The sequence below is a fragment of the Kutzneria sp. NPDC052558 genome (genome assembly GCF_044547355.1).
Taxonomy (GTDB): domain Bacteria; phylum Actinomycetota; class Actinomycetes; order Mycobacteriales; family Pseudonocardiaceae; genus Kutzneria.
On the sequence record NZ_JBIUAG010000001.1, the window covers coordinates 38,024 to 57,523 of the forward strand.

The 19,500-nt window shown below is 71.0% G+C and carries 15 protein-coding genes; 8 read left to right on the forward strand and 7 right to left on the reverse strand.

The genetic code is table 11. The features are described from left to right. Nucleotides 1–112 precede the first annotated feature (112 nt). Nucleotides 113–649 (reverse strand): TetR/AcrR family transcriptional regulator, encoded by a 537-nt coding sequence (locus ACIG5F_RS00185; RefSeq protein ID WP_396514987.1) that lies wholly within the window; start codon nt 647–649, stop codon nt 113–115. An 88-nt stretch (nt 650–737) separates the two neighbouring features. On the opposite strand from ACIG5F_RS00185, the gene ACIG5F_RS00190 reads away from it, so the two are divergent. The 4 genes from ACIG5F_RS00190 (at nt 738) to ACIG5F_RS00205 (ending at nt 9,514) form a co-directional block, all read left to right on the forward strand. Next, complete coding sequence (locus ACIG5F_RS00190) at nt 738–1,868, forward strand: agmatine deiminase family protein (protein ID WP_396514989.1); 1,131 nt, start codon at nt 738–740, stop codon at nt 1,866–1,868. Nucleotides 1,869–1,896: 28 nt separating this feature from the next. Further along, nucleotides 1,897–2,736: an IclR family transcriptional regulator gene (locus ACIG5F_RS00195; protein WP_396514991.1), complete on the forward strand. Its 840-nt coding sequence runs from the start codon at nt 1,897–1,899 to the stop codon at nt 2,734–2,736. 193 nt (nt 2,737–2,929) lie between these two features. Beyond that, the gene (locus tag ACIG5F_RS00200; protein ID WP_396514993.1) at nt 2,930–6,226 is read left to right on the forward strand and encodes a BTAD domain-containing putative transcriptional regulator; all 3,297 of its coding nucleotides are present in this window, start codon (nt 2,930–2,932) and stop codon (nt 6,224–6,226) included. 3 nt (nt 6,227–6,229) lie between these two features. Continuing rightward, the gene (locus ACIG5F_RS00205; RefSeq protein ID WP_396514995.1) at nt 6,230–9,514 is read left to right on the forward strand and encodes a BTAD domain-containing putative transcriptional regulator; all 3,285 of its coding nucleotides are present in this window, start codon (nt 6,230–6,232) and stop codon (nt 9,512–9,514) included. On the opposite strand, the gene ACIG5F_RS00210 is transcribed toward ACIG5F_RS00205, so the two are convergent. The 3 genes from ACIG5F_RS00210 to ACIG5F_RS00220 are packed head-to-tail and all read right to left on the reverse strand — an operon-like array spanning nt 9,511 to nt 11,624. Then, nucleotides 9,511–10,383 carry an NAD-dependent epimerase/dehydratase family protein gene (locus tag ACIG5F_RS00210; RefSeq protein WP_396514997.1) on the reverse strand — a complete coding sequence of 291 codons (873 nt, stop codon included), beginning with the start codon at nt 10,381–10,383 and terminating at the stop codon, nt 9,511–9,513. The genes ACIG5F_RS00205 and ACIG5F_RS00210 overlap by 4 nt on opposite strands. 27 nt (nt 10,384–10,410) lie before the next feature. Then, nucleotides 10,411–11,106, reverse strand: a complete 696-nt coding sequence (locus tag ACIG5F_RS00215; protein WP_396514999.1) for an SDR family NAD(P)-dependent oxidoreductase — start codon at nt 11,104–11,106, stop codon at nt 10,411–10,413. 35 nt (nt 11,107–11,141) lie between these two features. Beyond that, entirely contained in the window at nt 11,142–11,624 is a 483-nt protein-coding gene (locus tag ACIG5F_RS00220; protein WP_396515001.1) for a GNAT family N-acetyltransferase, read from the reverse strand. A gap of 61 nt (nt 11,625–11,685) precedes the next feature. Between ACIG5F_RS00220 and ACIG5F_RS00225 the strand changes: the two genes are divergently transcribed. After that, complete coding sequence (locus ACIG5F_RS00225; protein WP_396515003.1) at nt 11,686–12,063, forward strand: hypothetical protein; 378 nt, start codon at nt 11,686–11,688, stop codon at nt 12,061–12,063. 69 nt (nt 12,064–12,132) lie between these two features. Then, nucleotides 12,133–12,474 carry a hypothetical protein gene (locus ACIG5F_RS00230; protein ID WP_396515005.1) on the forward strand — a complete coding sequence of 114 codons (342 nt, stop codon included), beginning with the start codon at nt 12,133–12,135 and terminating at the stop codon, nt 12,472–12,474. On the opposite strand, the gene ACIG5F_RS00235 is transcribed toward ACIG5F_RS00230, so the two are convergent. Next, nucleotides 12,471–15,593, reverse strand: a complete 3,123-nt coding sequence (locus ACIG5F_RS00235; protein ID WP_396515007.1) for a TIM-barrel domain-containing protein — start codon at nt 15,591–15,593, stop codon at nt 12,471–12,473. The genes ACIG5F_RS00230 and ACIG5F_RS00235 overlap by 4 nt on opposite strands. 394 nt (nt 15,594–15,987) lie before the next feature. Between ACIG5F_RS00235 and ACIG5F_RS00240 the strand changes: the two genes are divergently transcribed. Together ACIG5F_RS00240 and ACIG5F_RS00245 are read left to right on the forward strand one after the other, a co-directional pair. Next, nucleotides 15,988–17,331 carry a M20/M25/M40 family metallo-hydrolase gene (locus ACIG5F_RS00240; protein ID WP_396515009.1) on the forward strand — a complete coding sequence of 448 codons (1,344 nt, stop codon included), beginning with the start codon at nt 15,988–15,990 and terminating at the stop codon, nt 17,329–17,331. Nucleotides 17,332–17,433: 102 nt separating this feature from the next. Further along, complete coding sequence (locus ACIG5F_RS00245; protein WP_396515011.1) at nt 17,434–18,330, forward strand: alpha/beta fold hydrolase; 897 nt, start codon at nt 17,434–17,436, stop codon at nt 18,328–18,330. On the opposite strand, the gene ACIG5F_RS00250 is transcribed toward ACIG5F_RS00245, so the two are convergent. Continuing rightward, the gene (locus ACIG5F_RS00250) at nt 18,327–18,821 is read right to left on the reverse strand and encodes a tetratricopeptide repeat protein (protein WP_396515013.1); all 495 of its coding nucleotides are present in this window, start codon (nt 18,819–18,821) and stop codon (nt 18,327–18,329) included. The two genes, ACIG5F_RS00245 and ACIG5F_RS00250, sit on opposite strands and share 4 nt — an antisense overlap. Continuing rightward, the gene (locus ACIG5F_RS00255) at nt 18,818–19,465 is read right to left on the reverse strand and encodes a YidC/Oxa1 family membrane protein insertase (protein WP_396515015.1); all 648 of its coding nucleotides are present in this window, start codon (nt 19,463–19,465) and stop codon (nt 18,818–18,820) included. The genes ACIG5F_RS00250 and ACIG5F_RS00255 overlap by 4 nt, the downstream gene beginning before the upstream one ends. Nucleotides 19,466–19,500 lie beyond the last annotated feature (35 nt).

Genomic DNA, 19,500 nt, shown 5'->3' on the forward strand with positions numbered 1-19,500 from the left:
ATTGTCAACCAAAGGTTGACGCACTACCGGGCCAGCTCCCACACTGTCATCGCCAACTCCTCCTACAGTCCCGCCGTCGACCATCCAGCGGCAGTCCCGACGCGGCGAGGGGTCAGCGGTCGGGAAGCTCCAGGGCGATGGCGCCGCGCAGCAGGTCGCGGGCGCGGTCCAGGGTGATGGAGCCGCTCAGCCAGCGTTCGCTGAGGCCCTCGACCAAGGCGGTGAGGCGCTCGGCGACGTCGGTGGCGGGGGCGTCGGGGTGGGCGCGGCGGATGGCGTCGGCGATCTCGGCGACCCAGACGCGGGTTGAGTCGGCCAGGGGCTCGCGGAGTTCCTCGTTGAAGACGGCGGTGGCGCGCAGCTCACCCCAGGCCGTGCTGTTCACGCGGACGGCCTCGGTGTCCTGAAGTTCTTGCAGCAGAAGGAGATCGAGCTCGACCCCGGTGGACTGGGTGTAGTCGGCGGCCCGGTCGTTGATGTGCTCCAGGGTCCGGCGCAGCAGCCCGGCGCGGTCGCCGAAGTGGTAGTAGATCAGCGCGGTCGAGATGCCGGCCTCGGCCGCCAGTTGCTCGACCCGCAGCCCCCGGACCCCGGTCCGGGCGATCACCCGCACCGCGGCGTCGAGGATCGACTTCTGCCGTTCGGACATCCCCACCTCGCGATTCTTCCTGACTGACTGGTCAGCCTAGCGCGTCGGACGAGTTGACTGAAATTTCAGTCAGGCTCATGATGGGGGCATGTTCGACTTCCTCCAGAGCCGCCGGCACGCGTTGCGAACCATCGCGGGGCTCGGCGCGGCGACCCTCGGCGCCGGCGCGTGCGCCCGCCCGGACGACCTGGCGCCGCCGACCCCGCTGGCGGTGACCAGCAGCCCGCGGATCGGGGCCGAATGGGACCGCCATGCGCGCACGCTCATGTCCTGGCCGACGGCGACGATCTGGGGCCGGGACGTCGGCGTGATCCGTCAGGACATCGCCGGTCTGGCCCGCGCGGTCGCGGACTACGAATCGGTGGTGCTGCTGGCCCGTCCCGAGGACGTGGACGGCGCGAGCCGGGCCTGCGGCAGCGGGGTCGAGGTGGTGCCGATCCCCGTCGACGACCTGTGGGCCCGCGACACCGCGCCGGTGTTCGTGGCGGACGGCGGCAAGATCGCGGGTGTCGACTTCAACTTCAACGGCTGGGGTTCGAAACAGCAGCACGCCAACGATGCCGGTGTGGCGCGGGCGGTTCTGGCCCGGTACGGCCTGAGCAGGGTCGAGACCTCGTTGGTCGCCGAGGGTGGCGCGCTGGAGACCGACGGCCAGGGCACGCTGCTGGTCACCGAGAGCTCGCTGGTCAACAAGAACCGCAATCCGGGGCTGAGCCGCGACCAGATCGAGGCCGAGCTCAAGCGGGTGCTCGGCGTGACGAAGGTGATCTGGTTCGCCGGCGTGCGGAACAAGGACATCACCGACGCGCACGTCGACTGCCTGGCGCGGTTCGTGGGCCCGGGGGTCGTGCTGCTGGACCAGGCCGCCGCCGGTTCGCCGCCGGACGTCTGGTCCCGGGCGGCCGACCAGGCCCGGACCGTGCTCGCCGGCGCGACCGACGCCGCCGGCAAGCCGTTGCAGGTTGTCGACCTGCCGCAGCCGGATCCGTACGAGGTCACCGTCCGCGGCGCCAAGAGCGTCATCTCGTACGCGAACTTCTACATCGGCAACGGCGCGGTGTTCCTGCCGAAGTTCGGCGACGCCCAGGCCGACGACCGGGCCGGGCAGATCCTGCGGGACCACCTGCCCGGGCGGGACATCGTGCCGGTCCGGATCGACCACATCGCCGAGGGCGGGGGCGGCATCCACTGCTCGACCCACGACCAGCCGACCGGATAGGCCGAGGAGCGATCGCTATCATCGCGGCGTGACCAGGGATTTCGACGACCAGGACGATGTCGATCTCGGCGAGGATCCAGGGTCGGCGGGCGAGGAGGACGGCCCGCGCGCGTTGCCGAGGGGGATTCGGCCGCTGCTGGTGCTGGGCAAGATCCGGCAGATCATCGAGGTGTTCGCGCCGGACCGGCCGGAGCTGACGTTCCTGGAGATCCGCAAGGCCACCGGGCTGCCGGCCAGCACCTGCCAGCGGCTGGTCGCGAACATGGTGGCCGAGCAGTTCCTGGACCGGCACGGCGACCGGTACCGGATCGGCCTGCGGTTCGGCTACTGGGCCTCGCCGGCCGGGGCGGGCATGGACGTCAGCGAGGTGGTGCGGCCGGCGCTGGAGTGGCTGCGCGACGCCACCGGGGAGACATCGTGTCTTTATCGCCGGGAGGGGGACGTGCGGGTGTGCGTGGCGATGGCCGAGACGTACCAGGCCATCCGTCGCGAGATGTATGTCGGCAAGCTGATGCCGCTGCACGCCGGCTCGGCCAGCCGGGTGCTGCTGGCCTGGGACGAGTCCATAGTGGACGATGTGCTGGACCGGCCCCTTGAGCGGTTCACCACGACCACCGTGACCGACTCGGCCCTGCTGCGGGCGCTGCTGGCCCAGACCCGGCAGCAGGGCTACGCGGTGACGTTCGAGGAGCGCGACCCGGGGGCGGCCTCGGTGTCGGCCCCGGTCTTCGGGCCGGCGAAGGTGCTGGTCGGGGCGCTGGGGATCAGCGGTCCGACGCAGCGGATCTCCACCCCGCACAGCGCCGAGTGGGCCCCGCTGGTGGTGCGGGCGGCCCAACAGGCCACCCGCCTCCTCGGCGGCCAATAGCTGTCGCATGTGCCGTTGCTGAGCTCGATGAGGTTTCCGTCGGGGTCGCGGAGATAGCTGCTGCGGATGGGGCCGGTGGCGCCTTGTTTGCCACATGTGGGGAAAAACCGGGGGTAGGGCGGTGCTCGGCCCGCGCGCCTCGGGCCGGTCGGTGGAGGCGATCAATCCTCGCTGACAGTGATAGACATGCCAGGTGCAGATCCGGGTGCTGGGCGCGGTCGAGGCCCAGGTTGGCGACGAGCTCGTGGCGCTCGGACCACGGCAGCGGCGGCTGGTGCTGGGCGTGCTGGCCTGGGAGGCCAACCGGACGGTGCCGATCGAGCGGCTGATCGCCCTGGTCTGGCCGGACGATCCGCCGCGGTCGGCCTCGCACGCGGTGCGGGTGGCGGTCTCCGACCTGCGATCTAGGCTTCGCGACATAGACCTGGAGGCGCAGGGCAGCGGCTATGTCCTGCGGTGCGATCCGATGGCGGTCGACGTGCACCGGTTTCTGGCCCTGGTGGCGCGGGCCCGCAAGGCCGACGACCCGACAAGGCTTCAGCTTCTTGACGAGGCGCTGGGTTTGTGGCGGGGACCGGTGATGGCGGACGTGGCCGAGGACCGGACCCGGGACCTGTTGGCGGCCGGCGTCGAGGAGACCCGGTTGGTGGCGGTCGAGGACCGGATCGACGTGCTGATCCGGCTGGGTCACCACCGGGACGTGGTCGAGGAGCTGCTGGGTCTGGTCGACGCCCATCCGACGAGGGAACGGCTGGTCGGGCAGCTGATGCTGGCGCTGTACCGGGGCGGTCGGGCCGGGCAGGCGCTGGACGTCTTCCGCCGCACGAGGGCGTATCTGGCCGAGGAGCTGGGCATCGATCCCAGCGGCGAGCTGCGGCGGCTGGAGCTGGCGATCCTGCGCGACGAGCTGGAGCAGCCGGTGGCCGAACCGACCGCGCCGGTGTTGGTCGGCCGGCGGCCGGAGTTGGCGCAGCTGGCGGAGTGGCGGGCCAAGGCGATGTCCGGCCGGCCGATGGTCGTGTTGCTGGAGGGGGCCGCCGGCATCGGGAAGAGCACGTTGCTGGACGAGTTCGGCCGGGGCGTGCGGGTCCTGCGCGGTCAGGGCGTGGCGGAGGAAGGCGCGCCGGCGTATTGGCCGTGGCGGCAGGTGTTTCGGCAGTGGTTGGCGGAGACGGAGCCGACGGAAGCGGCTTCGCTGCTGGGGGACGACGCCGACAAGATCGCTCGCATCGTGCCGGAGATCCGCCGGCTCGGCGGTCGGTCGGCCGAGTTGCCGGCCACGGCCGAGGAGCGGTTCGTGCTGTTCGACCAGGTGACGGAGTTCGTCACGCGGATGGCCGCCGGCGGGCTGGTGATCGTGATCGACGATCTGCACTGGGCGGATCCGGCGTCGCTGCTGCTGTTCGGGCATCTGGCCCGTGGTGTGGTCGGGGCGCCGTTGTTGCTGGTGGGGGCGTTTCGTCCGTACGAGCTGCGGCAGGCCCCGCGCGGGGAGGACATGCTGGTCGAGGTCACGCGCCTGGCCGGGGCCGCCAGGCTGGAATTGTCGGGACTGTCCACGGAGGAGGTGGCGCAGCAGCTCAGCGCGGAGCTGGGGCGGCCGTGTGAGCCCGAGGAAGCGGCGGCGGTGGCCCGGCGGACCGGTGGGAACCCCTTGTTCGTCAGGGAAATCGGCCGGCTGCGGACCGATATGGACGATGTGCCCACAGGCGCTCGCGACGCGATCCGGCAGCACCTGAGCGCGTTGACGTCCTCATGTCGGGCGATGCTGATGACGGCGTCGGCGCTCGCGGTGGACATCGATCCGGTGTCGTTGGCGGCGGTGTCCGGGGCGTCTATTGAGGACACTCTGACCGCGTTGGACGAGGCGGTCGCGGCTTCGGTGGTGCTGCCGGGTTTCCGCTTCGCGCATGATCTCGTGCGGGAGAGTCTGGCGCTGGATCTCCCGCCGGCCGACCGGGCCCGGATCCACCTGCGGGCGGCCGAACACCTTGAGGCCCGTAATGGACAGCTCGTCCAGATCGCCCATCACCGCCTGGCGGCCCTGCCGCTGGGTGATCCCGCGACGGCGGTCCGGGTCGCGGCCAAGGCGGCCGAGCAGGCCGTGGCGCAGCTGGCCTACGAGGACGCCGTCCGGCTCTACGACCAGGCGCTGGCCGTGGACGGTCCGAACGTCGATCTCCTCATCGGCAAGGCCGACGCGCTGTTCCTGGCCTTCGACCTCGACCGGGCCCGCCGCACCGTCGAGGAGGCGGCAGGGGTGGCGCGGCGCAACGGCGATGCGGAAGGCCTCGCGCGGGCCACACTCGTGCGGCTGGACCACTCCGAAGTGATGTGGCTGGACACCGTCGTGCCATGGTGCGAGCAGGCCCTGGCCGAGCTGCCGCCGGAGGACAGCGTGCTCCGGGCGCGGCTACTGGCGCTGCGGGCGACCGTGTTCGTCTCGGCCGGCGATCAGGACGCGGCCCGGCGGGCCGCCGACGCCGCCCTGGCGATGGCCGAACGCCTGGGCGAGCCCGAACCGTGGGTCGACGTGCTGTGGGCACGGCAGCACCTGAACTCCGGACCGGAAGGCAACGTCGAACGGCTGGCGAACGGCAACCGCATGATCGCCCTCGCGCCGACCGTGGGCGAGTGGATCGGGCTGTGGGGCCACCGTTGGCGGTTCGACGCGCTGATGCAGCTCGGCCGCGTGCGGGAGGCCGAACTGGAGCTGGACCTGGTCGAACCGGTCGTCGCCCGGCTCGACCAGCCCATCGCCCGCTGGCACCTGAAACGCGGGCGGGCGGCCGTCCTCGAAGGCCGCGGCCAATTCGCCGCGGCCGACGCCGTCCTCGTCGATGCGGCCCGGCTGGCCGAACGCGGCCGCGACCCGTACGGCATGGCCAACGTGGATATCGCCCGCCTCCACATCGAGTCCGAGACCACTACCGAGTTCGCCATGCCGTCGATCGAGATGTTGGAACGCGGTCTGGGCACCGTGGTCATGGCCCGGATCGTGCTGGCCTATCTGCACGCCCACACCGGGCAGTTGGCGCGGGCCCGGGAGATCTACCGGGGGCTGCCGCCGCTGGCCGAGCTGCCCAAGCCCGCCTGGTACCGGTTGCTGATGCTCGATCAGTACGCTCGGATCAGCAGCGCCCTCGGCGACGTCGAGACGGCCGAGGCCGTCTACCGGGAGCTGCTGCCGCATGCCGATCTGCACGCCACCGCGGGGTCCCGGGTGGTGCTGACCCACGGGTCCGTTCGGTACAGCCTCGGTCTCACCGCCTTGGTCTGCGGTCGCGTCGACGACGCCGTCGAACACCTGCGGGCCGCGGTCGCCGTCAACGCCGAAGCCGGCCTCACCCCGCGGGAGGCGGAATCCCGCTACCAGCTCTCCCTCGCGCTCCGGGAACGGGGCGACGAGGCTGAGGCGGCGACGCGGGCGGCCGAGGCCAAGGCGATCGCCGTCCGGCTGGGCATGGCCCCGCTGGCCGCGAAGCTGTGATAAATGGACAGTGTGGAGATACGGCTGCTGGGCACGGTGGAGGCGCGCGCCGGCGACGAGCTCGTGCCGCTGGGACCGCGACAGCAGCGGCTGGTGCTGGGTCTGCTGGCGTGGGAGGCCAACCGGCCGGTGTCGCTGGACCGGCTGATCGCGCACGTGTGGACGGACCCGCCCCGCTCGGCCGCGCACGCGATCCGGGTCGCCGTCTCGGGTCTGCGGGCCCGGCTGGACGGCATGGAACTGGCGGCGCAGGGCACCGGCTACCTGTTGCGCTGCGACCCGATGGCGATCGACGTGCACCGGTTCCTGGCCCTGGTGGCGCAGGCGCGGGAGACCACTGACGACCCGGCCCGGCTCAAGCTGCTCGACGAGGCCCTGGGCCTGTGGCGCGGGCCGGTGATGGCCGATGTCGCGCCGGCCCAGGCGTTCGGGGCCGGGCTTGAGGAGGCCCGGCTGGTCGCCGTGGAGGACCGGGCCGACGTGCTGCTGCGGCTGGGCCGGCATCGGGACGTCGTGGCCGAGCTGGTCGGTCTCGTCGACGCCCATCCGACCCGGGAGCGCCTGGTCGGGACGCTGATGCTGGCGCTCTACCGGGGCGGCCGGGCCAGCCAGGCGCTGGAGGTGTTCCGGCGCACGCGGCAGTACCTGGCCGACGAGCTGGGCATCGATCCCGGGGCCGAGCTGCGGCGGCTGGAGCTGGCGATTCTCCGCAACGACGCCGAGCTGGACCCGCCGGCCGCCGAGGAGCCGGCGCTGATCGGCCGGCGGGACGAGCTGGCCCAGCTCGCCGAGTGGCAGGCCAAAGCGGCGTCGGGCCGGCCGATGGTGGTGTTGCTGGAGGGCGCTGCCGGCATCGGGAAGAGCACGTTGCTGGACGAGTTCGGTCGCGGTGGGCGGGTGCTATGTGGACACGGTGTCTCCGAGGAGGGGGCGCCGGCGTATTGGCCGTGGCGCCAGGTCATTCGGCAGTGGCTGGCGGAGACGGAGCCGACCGAAGCGGCGTCGCTGCTCGGCGACGACGCCGACAAGATCGCCCGCATCGTGCCGGAGATCCGGCGGCTGGCCGGCGCGGAACGGGTGGCCGAGCCGACGGCCGAGGAGCGGTTCGCGCTTTTCGACGCCGTCACGGAGTTCGTCACCAGGATCGCGACCGGCGGGCTGGTGATCGTGATCGACGATCTGCACTGGGCGGATCCGGCGTCGCTACTGCTGTTCAGCCACCTGGCCCGAGGGGTCGCCGGGGCGCCGCTGTTGCTGGTGGGGGCGTATCGCCCGTACGAGCTGCGGCAGGCCCCGCGCGGCGACGACGTGCTGGCCGAGGTGACCCGGCTGGCCGGCGCCACCAGGTTGGAGCTGTCCGGGCTGTCGGTGGACGAGGTGGGGCAGCAACTCAGCGCCGAGCTGGGGCGGCCGTGTGAGCCGGACGAGGCGGCGGCCGTGGCCCGGCGGACCGGCGGGAATCCCTTGTTCGTCAGGGAAATCGGGCGGCTGCGCCGGATCGACCTGGACGAGGTGCCGACCGGCGCCCGGGATGCCATCCGCCAGTACCTGAGCGTGCTGTCGCCGTCTTGTCGAGGGCTGCTCACTTCTGCCTCGGTGTTGTCGGTGGACATCGATCCCGTCGCGCTGGCCGCGGTCGCGGAACTGAGCATCGACGAGGTGCTGCGGTCGCTGGACGAAGCCGTGGCCGCTTCGGTTGTGCTGCCGGGATTCCGCTTCGCCCACGACCTGGTGCGAGACAGCCTGATGTTGGACCTCGGCGAGGCCGACCGGGCCCGGATCCACCTGCGCGCGGCGGAACACCTCGAAAGTGTTGGCAGGAATGGGTATCTGGCCCAGATCGCGTACCACCGCCTGGCGGCCTGGCCGCTCGGCGACTCCGCCGCCGTCACCCGAGCCGCCGCGCGGGCCGGCGAGCAGGCCCTGAGCCGATTCGCCTACGAGGACGCCGTCCGGCTCTACGACCAGGCGCTGACCGTGAACGGCCCGGACGGTGACCTGCTGATCGGCAAGGCGACCGCGCAGTACCTCGCCAACGACGTCGCGCCGGCCTCGCGAACGCTGGAGGAGGCGGCGGAGCTGGCCATGGCCACCGGCGACGCGGTCGGGTTGGGCCGGGCCGCGCTGGTCATGCCCGAGCCGTCCAACATGGCGTGGCTGTCGACGATCCGGCCGTGGTGCGAGCGGGCGCTGGCCGACCTGCCGCGCGAGGACGACGTGCTGCGCGCGAATCTCCTGTCGCTGCGGGTGATCCTCGAAACCTTCGCCGGCGCGGCCGAGAGCGCCAAGCGCACCAGCGACGAGGCGCTGGCCATGGCCGAGCGGCTGGCCGATCCGGTCACGGTGTTCGCCGCCCTGCAGGCCCGCCGGCACGCCTACTCCGGCCCGGACGGCGTCGTCGTGCGCCTCGAACTCGGGGACCGCGGCGGCGACTCGACCCGGGCGCACCTGTGGCGGTTCGACGCGCTGATGCAACTGGGCCGCGTGCACGAGGCCGAAGCCGAGCTGGAGTTGCTCGAACCCGCCGTGGCCAAGCTCAACCAGCCGGTCGCCCACTGGCATCTGGCCCTGTCCCAGGCCGCGATCCACCAGGCCCGTGGCCGCTTCCCGGACGCCCTGGCCGCCCTGGACCGGGCAACGCGGGCGGCCGAACGCGGCGACAACCCGTCCGGGATCGTGGCCACCGAGGTCATCCGGGCCTTCTACTCGACCCTGTCGGCCGCCGGCATCAGCGATGCCGTCGCCGACATCCTCCGCCGCGGTTTCGTGTCGTCGGTGGTGGCCCGCCTGTCGCTGACCACCCTGTGCATCGCGGTCGATGACCTCGACCAGGCCCGAGAGCACTACCTGGCCCTGCCGCCGGTGGCGGAAGCACAGGTGCAGGAGTGGTACCGGCTCGTCGTGCACGGCCAGTACGCCCAGATCGGTTCGGTCTTCGGCGACGCCGCCATGTGCTCCGCCGCGTACGACCGGCTCCTCCCGTACGCGGAACTCCACATGGTCAACGGCGTCAGCGTCAACCTGACCGGCGGGTCCGTGCACCACTACCTCGGCCTGGCCTGCGGCGACCTCGACACCGCCGTCGACCACTTCCGCCGGGCCGTCGCCGCCAACGCCGCAGCCGGCATCGTGCCGCGGGTGGCCGAGTCGCGCTACCACCTGGCCCGGGCCTTGCTGAGCCGGGGCGAGCGCGCCGAGGCGGTGACGCATGCCAGGGAGGCCAACGCCATCGCCGGCCGCCTCGGCATGCGCCGCCTGTTCGCCCGCAGCGCCAAGCTGCTGGCCTAGTCCACTGTGGACCGCCAGCTGTGCTCGGGCTCGTAGCCCAGCAGCCGGCGGGCCTTGTCGATGGACAGCAGCGTCTCGAACCGGCCGAGCTCGTGTCGCACCGGCACCTCGGGGTGGACGCGGGCGGCCAGCTCGGCGCTGGTTGTCGTGGCCATCACGGTGTCGGCGTTGGCGATGATGAAGATCTCCAGGCCGGTTCCTTTGTACTCCAGGGCTTTGCGCACGGCCTGCGCGCCGTCACGGGCGTCGATGTAGCCCCACAGGTTCCACTTGCGCAGCGCCGGATCGGCGTCGAAGCCGGGGAAGGCGGCGTAGTCGGCCGGCTCCATCACGTTGGAGAACCGCAGCCCGATCATCTTCAGCTCGGGGTCCCATCGGCAGAACTGGGCGGCGACCTGCTCGTCGACGTGCTTGCCCAGTGAGTACGAGGAATTCGGCCGGGCCGGGTACTCCTCGTCCACCGGCAGGTAGGGCGGCGGCTCGTCGAACGGCAGCCCCAGGACCGTCTCGCTGGAGGCCCACACGACGTTGCGGATGCCGGTCTGCCGGGCGGCGGCGAACACGTTGTACGAGGCGGTGACGTTGTTGGCGTAGATGACGGGATTGGGCGCGAGGCCGGGCGCCGGGATGGCGGCGAGGTGGACCACCGCGTCGACCCGGTCGTAGCGGTCGTCGACGGCGGACAGCGCCGACACCGTCTGGCCGTAGTCGGTCAGATCGACGTGCACGTACGGCGCGATCGGATCCGCCGATGGGATCCGATCCACGTTGATCACGTCCCAATTGGACTCGACCAGATGGCGAACGACCGCCCGGCCGAGCTTTCCGCTGCCGCCGGTGACAACGACGCGGCCCACAGATTCATCCATGCGGCCCATTATCCGACTCGCGGGGGTTCACCAGGGGATCGGGGCGGTGGCGTCGAAGTAGGTGCCGGTGGGGCCGTCGGGGCCGAGCAAGGCGGCGTTGACGATCACCCGCGCGCCTTCCTCGACGGACTGGACGCCCAGGTGGTGGTTGAGGTCGGTGGCGGTGAAGCCCGGTTCGACGGAGTTGATCCGCATGGCCGGGAAGGCCTTGGCGAACTGGATGGTGACCATGTTCAGCGCGGCCTTGGAGGTCGGGTAGGCGACCATGGGGTAGTCGTGGGAGCTCATCCGGCTCAGCGAGGCCAGGCCGCTGCTGACGTTCACGACGACCGGGGCCGCCGAGCGCTGGAGCAACGGCAGGAAGGCGTGCAGCACCCGGACCGCGCCGACGACGTTGGTGTCGAGGGTGGTGCGCATCATCTCGGCGGTCAGGTCGGCGGCCCCGGCCACGCCGCCCTCGCCGTCCATCTCGGTCTGGATGCCGGCGTTGTTCACCAGCACGTCCAGACCTCCCGCCGCGGCAACGGTTTCCGCCGCCGCGGTCACCGACCGGTCGTCGGTGACGTCGAGCTGCACCGCGGTCCCGCCGACCTCCTCGGCCGCACGCTTGCCTCGTTCCGCGTCCCGACTGCCCAGCCAGACCTGGTGTCCGGCGGCCACGAGCTGCCGCGCCGCCTCCAGGCCGAGCCCCTTGTTCGCACCGGTGATCAGGATGGTCGTCATGCCGCCCGACCATAACGGCTGGAGCGCGGACCAGGTCAACTCGGCTGGATGTGTTTGCGCATGGCCATCGAGGTCACGTCGTAGCCGCTGCGGCGGTACAGGGCGATGGCCGCCTCGTTGTCGCCGACGACGTTGAGTCCCAGCGCGGTTTTGCCCTCGGCGGCGATGAGCTTCTCGGCGGCGGCGAGGATCGCGGAGCCGTAGCCCTGGCGCTGGTGCTGGGGAAAGACGTTGATGTCGTACAGCCACGCGGCGCCCGCGGTCTGGCCCGGGTCGGGGCCGACCCACGCGTTGCCGACGGCCTCGCCCCGGGCGTTCTCGGCCGTCAGCAGGTGGTGGCCGGCGGTGTCGAGGCCGTCGGGGAGGAAGCGGGCGGTGCCGTTGCGGACTCGTTCGCGCGCGGCCTCCTCCGGCATCAGCCGGCTGAGCGCCCGCACCGACTCGGCTTCGCGATGCTCGGTCGCGGACTCGTACTCCGCCGCGGTCATCGTCCGCAGTGTCACCTGTTGCCCGGCCATGCCGTCATCCTCGATCAACTTCCGGCCTCGGCGCCACTCGGTTTTCCGGCCGAGTCATCAGATGAATGCCGGCTCCAGGGCGACAGAACGGGCAGCAAGTCGCCTGGCCCAGCAGGTCGCGCACTCGGTGGAGAACCTGCGGCCCCGGGCAGTTCAGCCGATCCACGACATCAGCATCTCGGGAATCACCTCCACCGGCACCACCTGGACGCTGCCGTTCGCACGTCGGCTACATCGACAACCAGGCCGGCGCGCAGGCCCCCCGCACAACCTGATCCGCCCGCTGGCCGCGCTGGAATTCCAGCGGGCCAAGGACATCACTGTCACTGGCGACACCTTCACCCATCTCGGCGGCGTCGGCGTGGCCTTCGCCGACGGCACGCAGGAGTCGTCCATCACGCGTAACACCATCACCGACACCGGCGGCCCGGGTGATTGACGGCGTCGGGGCCGAGACACCAGGTCACCTGGGACCCGTCCCGGACCTGCCGGCGCATCATGCGTGGTTATGGACGAGGCGGAGCACCGGCGGCGGTTGACCGGCCTGAACAAGCGGGTCGACGTCGCCGGTGAGCGGATCTTCGACGCCAGCGAGCGGCTGCTCGGCGAGATCGCCATGGCCGAGCGGCGCTCGCTCAAGACGGACGTGCCGGAGCGTCGCTTGCGGGCGCTGGGCGATTACGTCGAGGCGGTGACGGCGACGAGCGCCTCCTGGGGACAGGAGGCGCTGCGCGTGTACGCCGGTCGGCCCACGTCCGCCTGGGCCCGGTTCCGGCAGCGCCGGCGGCTGCGGACCATCGCCCGGACCCTCGAACGCGTGGCCAGGGGAGCGGAGCGTGTGCGGTCCTAGCGGTAGGCCACGGTCAGCCCCTGGGTCGTCGACTGCGTTGGTGTTGTCACGACAACAGTTCGGGTCGTGGCGTTCCAGGTCCAGGTGGAGACCGTGCTGCCGTTGACGGTGACCGAGGTCGGGGCCGACGCGTTGGTGAAGGCGATGGTCCACTGCCGCTGGCTGACCTGGCCGGCGAAGCTCCCCACGGCGGGGCCGATCGTCACGGTGTGGCTGGCGTTGTCGTAGCGGATCGGGGTGGAGGTGCTCTGCCGGAGGTCGGTGGTGGTGCCGTTGTCCTCGTACAGCGAGGTCTGGCCGCTGGCGCCGCCGGCCACGGTGACGGTGGCCTTGGTCAGCGGGTTCTGGACGTCATTGGCGACGGTGCCGGTGCGGGTGGTCATGATGCCGCCGGAGCGCAGGAACACCGGCATGGTCCCGAGATCGGTGGCCACGTCCTGGGTGGTGCCGCCGGCGTAGGTCTTGCCGGTGAAGTAGTCGGTCCAGCTGCTGCCCGGCGGGAACCAGACCGAGGTCGTGGCGGTGGTGCCGGGCGTGGTCACCGGGGCGACCAGGACGTCAGGCCCGTACAGGTACTCGGAACCGTCCTGGGCGTAGGCGTCCTGCGAGTCGGGGTACTGGAGGTAGAGCGGCCGCACGACCGGGATGCCGGTGGCGTTGGCCTGCTGCGCCAGCGTGTACGTGTACGGCACGAGGTTTTCCCGCAGGTTCAGGAACTTCTCGGCCGAGTTCTTGGCGTCGGTGCCGTACTGCCAGGGCAGGCGGTCGCTGTGGTTGCCGTGCAGGCGGTCGATCGGCTGGAACGTGCCGAGCTGCACCCACCGGGCGTAGAGGTCGTCGGCGTCCTTGGTGCTGCCGGGCTCGGCCCCGGCGGCCTGGGTGCCGTCGTTGTTGAAGCCGCCGATGTCGTGGCTGACCGCCGACAGCCCGGTCGAGGCGGATTCTCCCGGCGTGTAGCCGACTTCCCACTTCAGCACGGTCCAGTTGGACGTGGTGTCGCCGGTGAAATGGACAGTGGTGCGCTTGTCGGCCCACGGGCCGGTCGGCAGGCCGGCCTGGCCGCTGTAGCCGCCGGCCTGGAGCGAGCCGAACGCCCGGGAGAAGGCGAAGCCGCGGCCGATCTGCTTGGCGGTGTCGGTGGCGTACTGCTGGTTGATCCAGGCGTCGGGAGTGACGCCGTCGAGTGAGGAGTAGGAGTTCTCGCAGCACCAGTCCAGCCACCAGAAGTCCGCGCCCTGCTGCTCCATCTGCTGGTGCAGGTCGAGGTAGGCCTTGAGCTGGTCCGGCTTGCCCCAGTCGAAGACGTAGTTGTCGCCCTGCAAGGTCAGTCCATTGTGGGCGGTCGCCTGGGCCTGGGCGTACTGGGGATCGTTGGGCACGATGCTGGGGTGGATGTTCAGGGTGTTGTGCAGGCCCTGGGCCGCCGACCAGTCGAAGAAGGCCTTGGGATCAGGGAACTTCGCCGGATCCATCTCCCATCCGTCCCATGTGGACGGCGACTTGAAGTCGGTGTCGGTGACCAGCACGTCCAGCGGCACGCCGTCGGCGCGGAACTTCGGCAGGATGGTGTTCTCGTACTGGGCGGCGGTCCGGTCGTAGTACTCGGAGTACCAGACGCCGTAGGCCCAGCGGGGGAGCAGCTCCGAGGATCCGGTCAGCGTGGCCAGGTCGGCCAGGGCGCGCTGGTAGTCGTGGCCGTAGCCGAAGACGTAGCCATCCTGGTAGGGCAGGCCGTTGTGGCTCGGGCGCGGGGAGGCTGTTCCGTTGGCGTACAGGGCGGACGTGGTGTCGTCGAGCAGGCTCCAGCCATCCTGGTAGAGCAGGCCCGGCGTGGTCACGGTGTAGCCGTTCACGCCGTCGAGGCCGCGCCGGTAGCCGCCCAGCGGCGCGTGCGGGGCCAGCAAGGGGGAGCCGGCGGCGGTGACCGCGACCGTGTCGATGTTGAGCTGGCAGCTGGCGGCGTCCGGGCAGGCGATGGTCACGTCGTTCGCGCCGGCGTTGAGCGTGACCGGAGTCGAGATCGTGCGCCAGGCGTCCCAGCTGCTGGTCGTCGGCAGCGAGACGGAAGTGCCCTGCACCGTGATCGGCCGTGGGGCCGGCTGGGCGTTGGAATAGCGCAGCTGCAAGGCATACGTGCCCTGTGACGGCACGCCCGTCACGTGAATCTTGTCGCTGGCGCCGGTGCTCAGGCCGGCCACGAAGCCCGCGCCGGAGTAGTCGTTGTGGTCGGTCGCGGTGGCGGCGGTGGCGCCGAGCGTGCCGACTTCGGCCTCGCACACGCTGCCGTACGCGCAGGTGCTCGCGGCCGGCGGGGGAGGAGCCGGGAAGCCCGCGCCGGGCGTGACCAGCGCCAGGCTGTCGATGTTCACGTTGCCGGAGTCGTTGGGGCCACGGGCAATCGTCACGGTGTGGGCGCCGGCCGTGAGCGTGAACGTCGTCGACACCACCGCCCAGGTGTTCCAGTCCGCGGTGGTGGGGAGGGTGAGCGTGTGGGCAACGCCGTCAGCGGAGGCCGTCAGCGTGCGAGTGGTGTTCTGGCCGTCGCCCCCGGTTGCGTTGGCGTAGCGGGCATCGAGCTGGTAGCTGCCGTCCGACGGCGCCGTCACCTGGAACGACAGCGAGTTGCCGCTGCCCTGGAAGCCCGCCGCGAAGCCCCGACCCGTGTAGCCGGTGTGGTCGTTGGCCACCGCGATGCCGTTCAGCGTCAGGTTTTCCGCCTCGCACAACACGCCGGGGGAGCAGGAGGGCACCACCCACGGCTGCGCCGTGACGCTCTGCGCGCCGGCCTTGAGCTGCACTTGGAGGTTGTCCGCGTTGAACGCGCCCGAGCCCGTCTTGTACCGCAGGGTCAGCGCGCCGGTGTTGATCGTCAGCCAGCCGTCCGCGGTGCTGGTGGTGAACTGCGTGGCGGGGAAGCGGTCCCGGCCGACGGCGTTGAACGTCCCCGCGTCCACGAACTTCGCGTCGCCCGCGTACTCCGTGCGGACCAGGGTGGGTGAGAGGACCTCGAATCTGGCGTTGCCGGAGGTCACGGCATGGGGATGGACGGCCGCGGCGGCCGGCATCCGCACGGTCGCGGCCACCAGCAGCAGGGCAGTGGTCAGGGCGAGTCGGCGCATCGGTCACTCCTCGGCGGCAGGGTTCGAGGTGACGCGGGATCCGGTCTACCGGCGTTGTGACAACGTTGTAAAGTCTTCTGTCCGGTCAGGACAAAGAAGGCACTATGACTTCAGTGACGACTGAAGATAGATTGATGTGAGATCACTACAGAAAACCCGCAGAGAGGGCGGGCGGTAGGCCGGTGACGGTGGTGGGGAAGGGGCGGGAGGAGGAAGCGTCGCTGCGAGGTGGTGGTGAGCGCCGCCGCAGAGCGGCGGGGGTGGAAGGGGAAGCGTCGCGGGCGCGGTAGTGGTGCTGGGAAGGGGCGGCAGGATGGGGGAGAGGCGGCGTCGGGGGCGGGGCGCGCGGTCCCGAGGATCGGGACGATCACTGCCGCAGTGATAGGAATGGCTGGTGAGCGAGCACCAGAGCACGGACGACAACGGGTTGCGGCTGGCCGAGCGGGAAGCGGTGGAGCTGGCCAGTGAGCTGATCCAGATCGACACCACCAACACCGGCGATCCCACGACGTTGGTGGGGGAGCGGGCGGCGGCCGAGTACGTGGCGGCGAAGCTGTCGGAGGTGGGGTACGAGACGACGTACGTGGAGTCGGGGGACCAGGGCCCGGGCCGCGGGAACGTGGTGGTGCGGCTGGCGGGGGAGGACCCGAGCCGCGGGGCGCTGCTGGTGCACGGGCACCTGGACGCGGTGCCGGTGGACGCCTCGGAGTGGTCGGTGCACCCGTTCTCGGGCGCGGTCCAGGACGGCTACGTGTGGGGCCGCGGCGCGGTCGACATGAAGGACATGGTGGCGATGAGCCTGGCGGTGGCCCGCCGGCTCAAGCGGGACGGCATCCGGCCCAAGCGGGACATCGTGTTCGCCTTCCTGGCCGACGAGGAGGCCGGCGGCCAGCAGGGGGCGAGCTGGCTGGTGGACAACCGGCCGGAGCTGTTCGAGGGCTGCACCGAGGCGATCAGCGAGGTCGGCGGCTACTCGATCACGCTCAAGGACGGCGTGCGGGCCTACCTGGTGGAGACGGCGGAGAAGGGCATCGCCTGGCTGAAGCTGCGGGTCCGCGGCCGCGCCGGCCACGGGTCGATGACCAACCAGGACAACGCCGTGACCAAGCTGTCGGAGGCGGTGGCCCGGCTGGGCCGGCACCGGTTCCCGGTGGTGATGACCGACTCGGTGCGGGAGTTCCTGGCCGGTGTGACCGAGCTGACCGGCCTGGAGTTCCCGGAGGACGACCTGGACGGCTCGATCGCCAAGCTGGGCGGCATCTCCCGGCTGATCGGGGCGACGCTGCGGGACACGGCCAACCCGACGATGCTCAACGCCGGCTACAAGGCCAACGTGATCCCGTCGGTGGCCGAGGCCAACGTGGACTGCCGCATCCTGCCCGGCCGCGAGGAGGCGTTCGAGCGGGAGCTGGCCGAGATCCTCGGGCCGGACGTGGAGCGGGAGTGGCTGAGTCTGCCGCCGGTGGAGACGACCTTCGACGGCGCCCTGGTGGACCAGATGCACCGCTCGATCCTGGCCGAGGACCCGGCGGCGAAGCTGCTGCCGTACATGCTCTCGGGCGGCACGGACGCGAAGTCGTTCCAGCGACTGGGGATCCGCAACTTCGGCTTCGCGCCCCTGAAGCTGCCGGCCGACCTGGACTTCACGGCGCTGTTCCACGGCGTGGACGAGCGGGTGCCGGTGGAGGCCCTCGAGTTCGGGACCAGGGTCCTGGACCGCTTCATTCGAGAGGCATAATGTCACTATAGCTTCAGTGAAGACTGAAATTAATACCAAAACCGGTGGTCCAGCATCACCGCAGCCACAAAGCGCCCAGAGCGCACCAGGGGGAGAGAAGACATGGGGAAGATCGAGCCGCCGCTCGGCACGCGCTACGGGACCCGGGACGGGGCGATGCTGGTGCACCGCGACGGACTCGGCGGGCCGGCGGTGGTGTTCCTGGCCGGGGGCGGCATGTTCGGCCTGTACTACTGGAACGCCCACAACCTGGTCGCGGAGTTCACCACGAGTGTGGTGTACGACCGGCTGGGCACGGGCTGGAGCGACGAGGCGGAGCTGCCGCGCAGCGGCACGCAGGTGACGGACGACCTGCGCGAGGTGCTGGGCGCGGCCGGGGTGCCAGGGCCGTACGTGCTGGTCGGGCACTCGCTGGGCGGCCTGTACGCGAGGCTCTACGCGAAGCGGTTCCCAACCGAGGTGGCCGGCCTGGTGCTGCTGGACCCGACGCACGAGGACATCGTCGACCGCCTCCCTGACGAGCAGGCTCAGTGGCTCCGGCGGACCAGCACCGAAGACATGTTCCCGCCGGAGCAGTTGGACGCCATGCGGGGCGCGTACCGGGCCACGTTCGGCCGGGCGTTGGCGGACTGGCCGGCGGAGATCCGGGAACCGTTGCTGGATCAGGGTTTCAGCCCGGAGGTCTATCGGCGGGCGATGCGGGAGTCGTTGAACCTGCCGCGGGTGTTCGGTGAGGTGGAGGCGGCCGGTGCGGAGCCGGACGTGCCGACGATCTTCGTGTCGGCGATGGGCGTCGACACGTTCGCCGAGGAGCTGTTGCCGCCGGAGGCGCGGGCGTCGCTGGCGGAGTCGAACCGGATCAAGCATGAGCTCTACGGCGATCTCGCGGCGAAGCTTCCTCGGGGTGAGATCCGGCGGGTGGACGATGCCGGGCATTCGGGGCTGGTGTGGCTGCGGCCGGATGCGGTGGTGCAGGCGGTCCGGGACGTTCAGGGCTAGCAGGACCAGATTCGGTCGAGGTCCTGGGCGTAGAGCTCGATGGCCGGGCGGTAGCCCTGGATCTCGGGGTCGGAGCTGGTTTCGGCCAGCATGGTGAGCAGGCCGGCGACGGCGGATTTGGCGTCGCCGGTGTTGTACCGGGCCATGGCCAGGAACACGGCCATGGCGCGGTCGTCCGGGAACTCGGTGACGCCCCGGGACAGCACGTCGGCGGCTTCGGTGTAGCGGCCGAGGGTGCGGTAGGTGCTGCCGAGTCCGAGCAGGGCGCCGCGGCGCTCGACGGGGCTCAGGCCGTCGCCGTCGAGCGCGCGGACGTAGAACGGGACGGCTTCGGCTTCGAGGCCGAGGCGGTCGTGGGCCCAGGCGGCCTGGTAGGCGACGCGGGGGTCGTCGGGCGCCGTCTGGGAGAGGCGGAGCAGCAGGTCTCGGGCTTCGTGCAGTGCCCCCGATTCGCGTAGGGACACTGCACGGGCGAGTTCGGCTTCGATCACACGGTGACCTTCTCACGTTGGCGGGTCAGGATGGCGCGTTCGACGGCGGTCCAGGCGGTGGTGGTGAGCAGGTAGAGGCCGGCGGCCAGGGGCACGAACATGGCGAACACGACGGTGGCGTACGGCAGGACGCGCAGGAGTTTGGGGCCGGCGGTGATGCGCAGGGCCGACCAGGTGGCGACGGCGGCCATGGCGGCGAACAGGCAGATGGCGGCGATGCTCGGGGACGTCAGGAAGACGGTGCTCAGGGGCGTGCCGAGCAGGGTGTGGGTGAGCAGTTCGTTGGGGTGGCCGCCGACGGTGGGGGACAGGAACAGCCGGTACATCACGGAGAAGATGGGCAGCTGGACGAGCATGGGCAGGCAGCCGGCGAACATGCCCTTGCCCTCGCCGCCGTAGAAGGCGGCCAGTTCCTGGTTGAGCCGTTCCTGGTTGCCCTTGTGCTTGTCCTGGATCTCCTTGAGTTTGGGCATGATCTCGGCGCGTTTGCGTTCGCCGCGGACCTGGATGCGGACCAGGGGGTGCAGGCAGAGGCGGACGGCCATCACGAAGACGACGATGGCGCCGGCGGTTCCGGTGAGCGGGGCGAGCCAGGAGACCAGGAGGTAGGCGGCGTTGATGAACGGGTCGAAGATGGACAGCATGGAAGAGCCCTTCAGCCAAGGGCGAGGTGTGGGTG

Bases quoted from the DNA above. Each gene is read 5' to 3' on its own strand.
- ACIG5F_RS00210 (WP_396514997.1), bottom strand. From the start codon at position 10,383: ATGGATGAATCTGTGGGCCGCGTCGTTGTCACCGGCGGCAGCGGAAAG.
- ACIG5F_RS00205 (WP_396514995.1), top strand. From the start codon at position 6,230: ATGGACAGTGTGGAGATACGGCTGCTGGGCACGGTGGAGGCGCGCGCC.
- ACIG5F_RS00255 (WP_396515015.1), bottom strand. From the start codon at position 19,465: ATGCTGTCCATCTTCGACCCGTTCATCAACGCCGCCTACCTCCTGGTC.
- ACIG5F_RS00215 (WP_396514999.1), bottom strand. From the start codon at position 11,106: ATGACGACCATCCTGATCACCGGTGCGAACAAGGGGCTCGGCCTGGAG.
- ACIG5F_RS00190 (WP_396514989.1), top strand. From the start codon at position 738: ATGTTCGACTTCCTCCAGAGCCGCCGGCACGCGTTGCGAACCATCGCG.
- ACIG5F_RS00225 (WP_396515003.1), top strand. From the start codon at position 11,686: ATGAATGCCGGCTCCAGGGCGACAGAACGGGCAGCAAGTCGCCTGGCC.
- ACIG5F_RS00220 (WP_396515001.1), bottom strand. From the start codon at position 11,624: ATGGCCGGGCAACAGGTGACACTGCGGACGATGACCGCGGCGGAGTAC.
- ACIG5F_RS00230 (WP_396515005.1), top strand. From the start codon at position 12,133: ATGGACGAGGCGGAGCACCGGCGGCGGTTGACCGGCCTGAACAAGCGG.
- ACIG5F_RS00185 (WP_396514987.1), bottom strand. From the start codon at position 649: ATGTCCGAACGGCAGAAGTCGATCCTCGACGCCGCGGTGCGGGTGATC.
- ACIG5F_RS00245 (WP_396515011.1), top strand. From the start codon at position 17,434: ATGGGGAAGATCGAGCCGCCGCTCGGCACGCGCTACGGGACCCGGGAC.
- ACIG5F_RS00235 (WP_396515007.1), bottom strand. From the start codon at position 15,593: ATGCGCCGACTCGCCCTGACCACTGCCCTGCTGCTGGTGGCCGCGACC.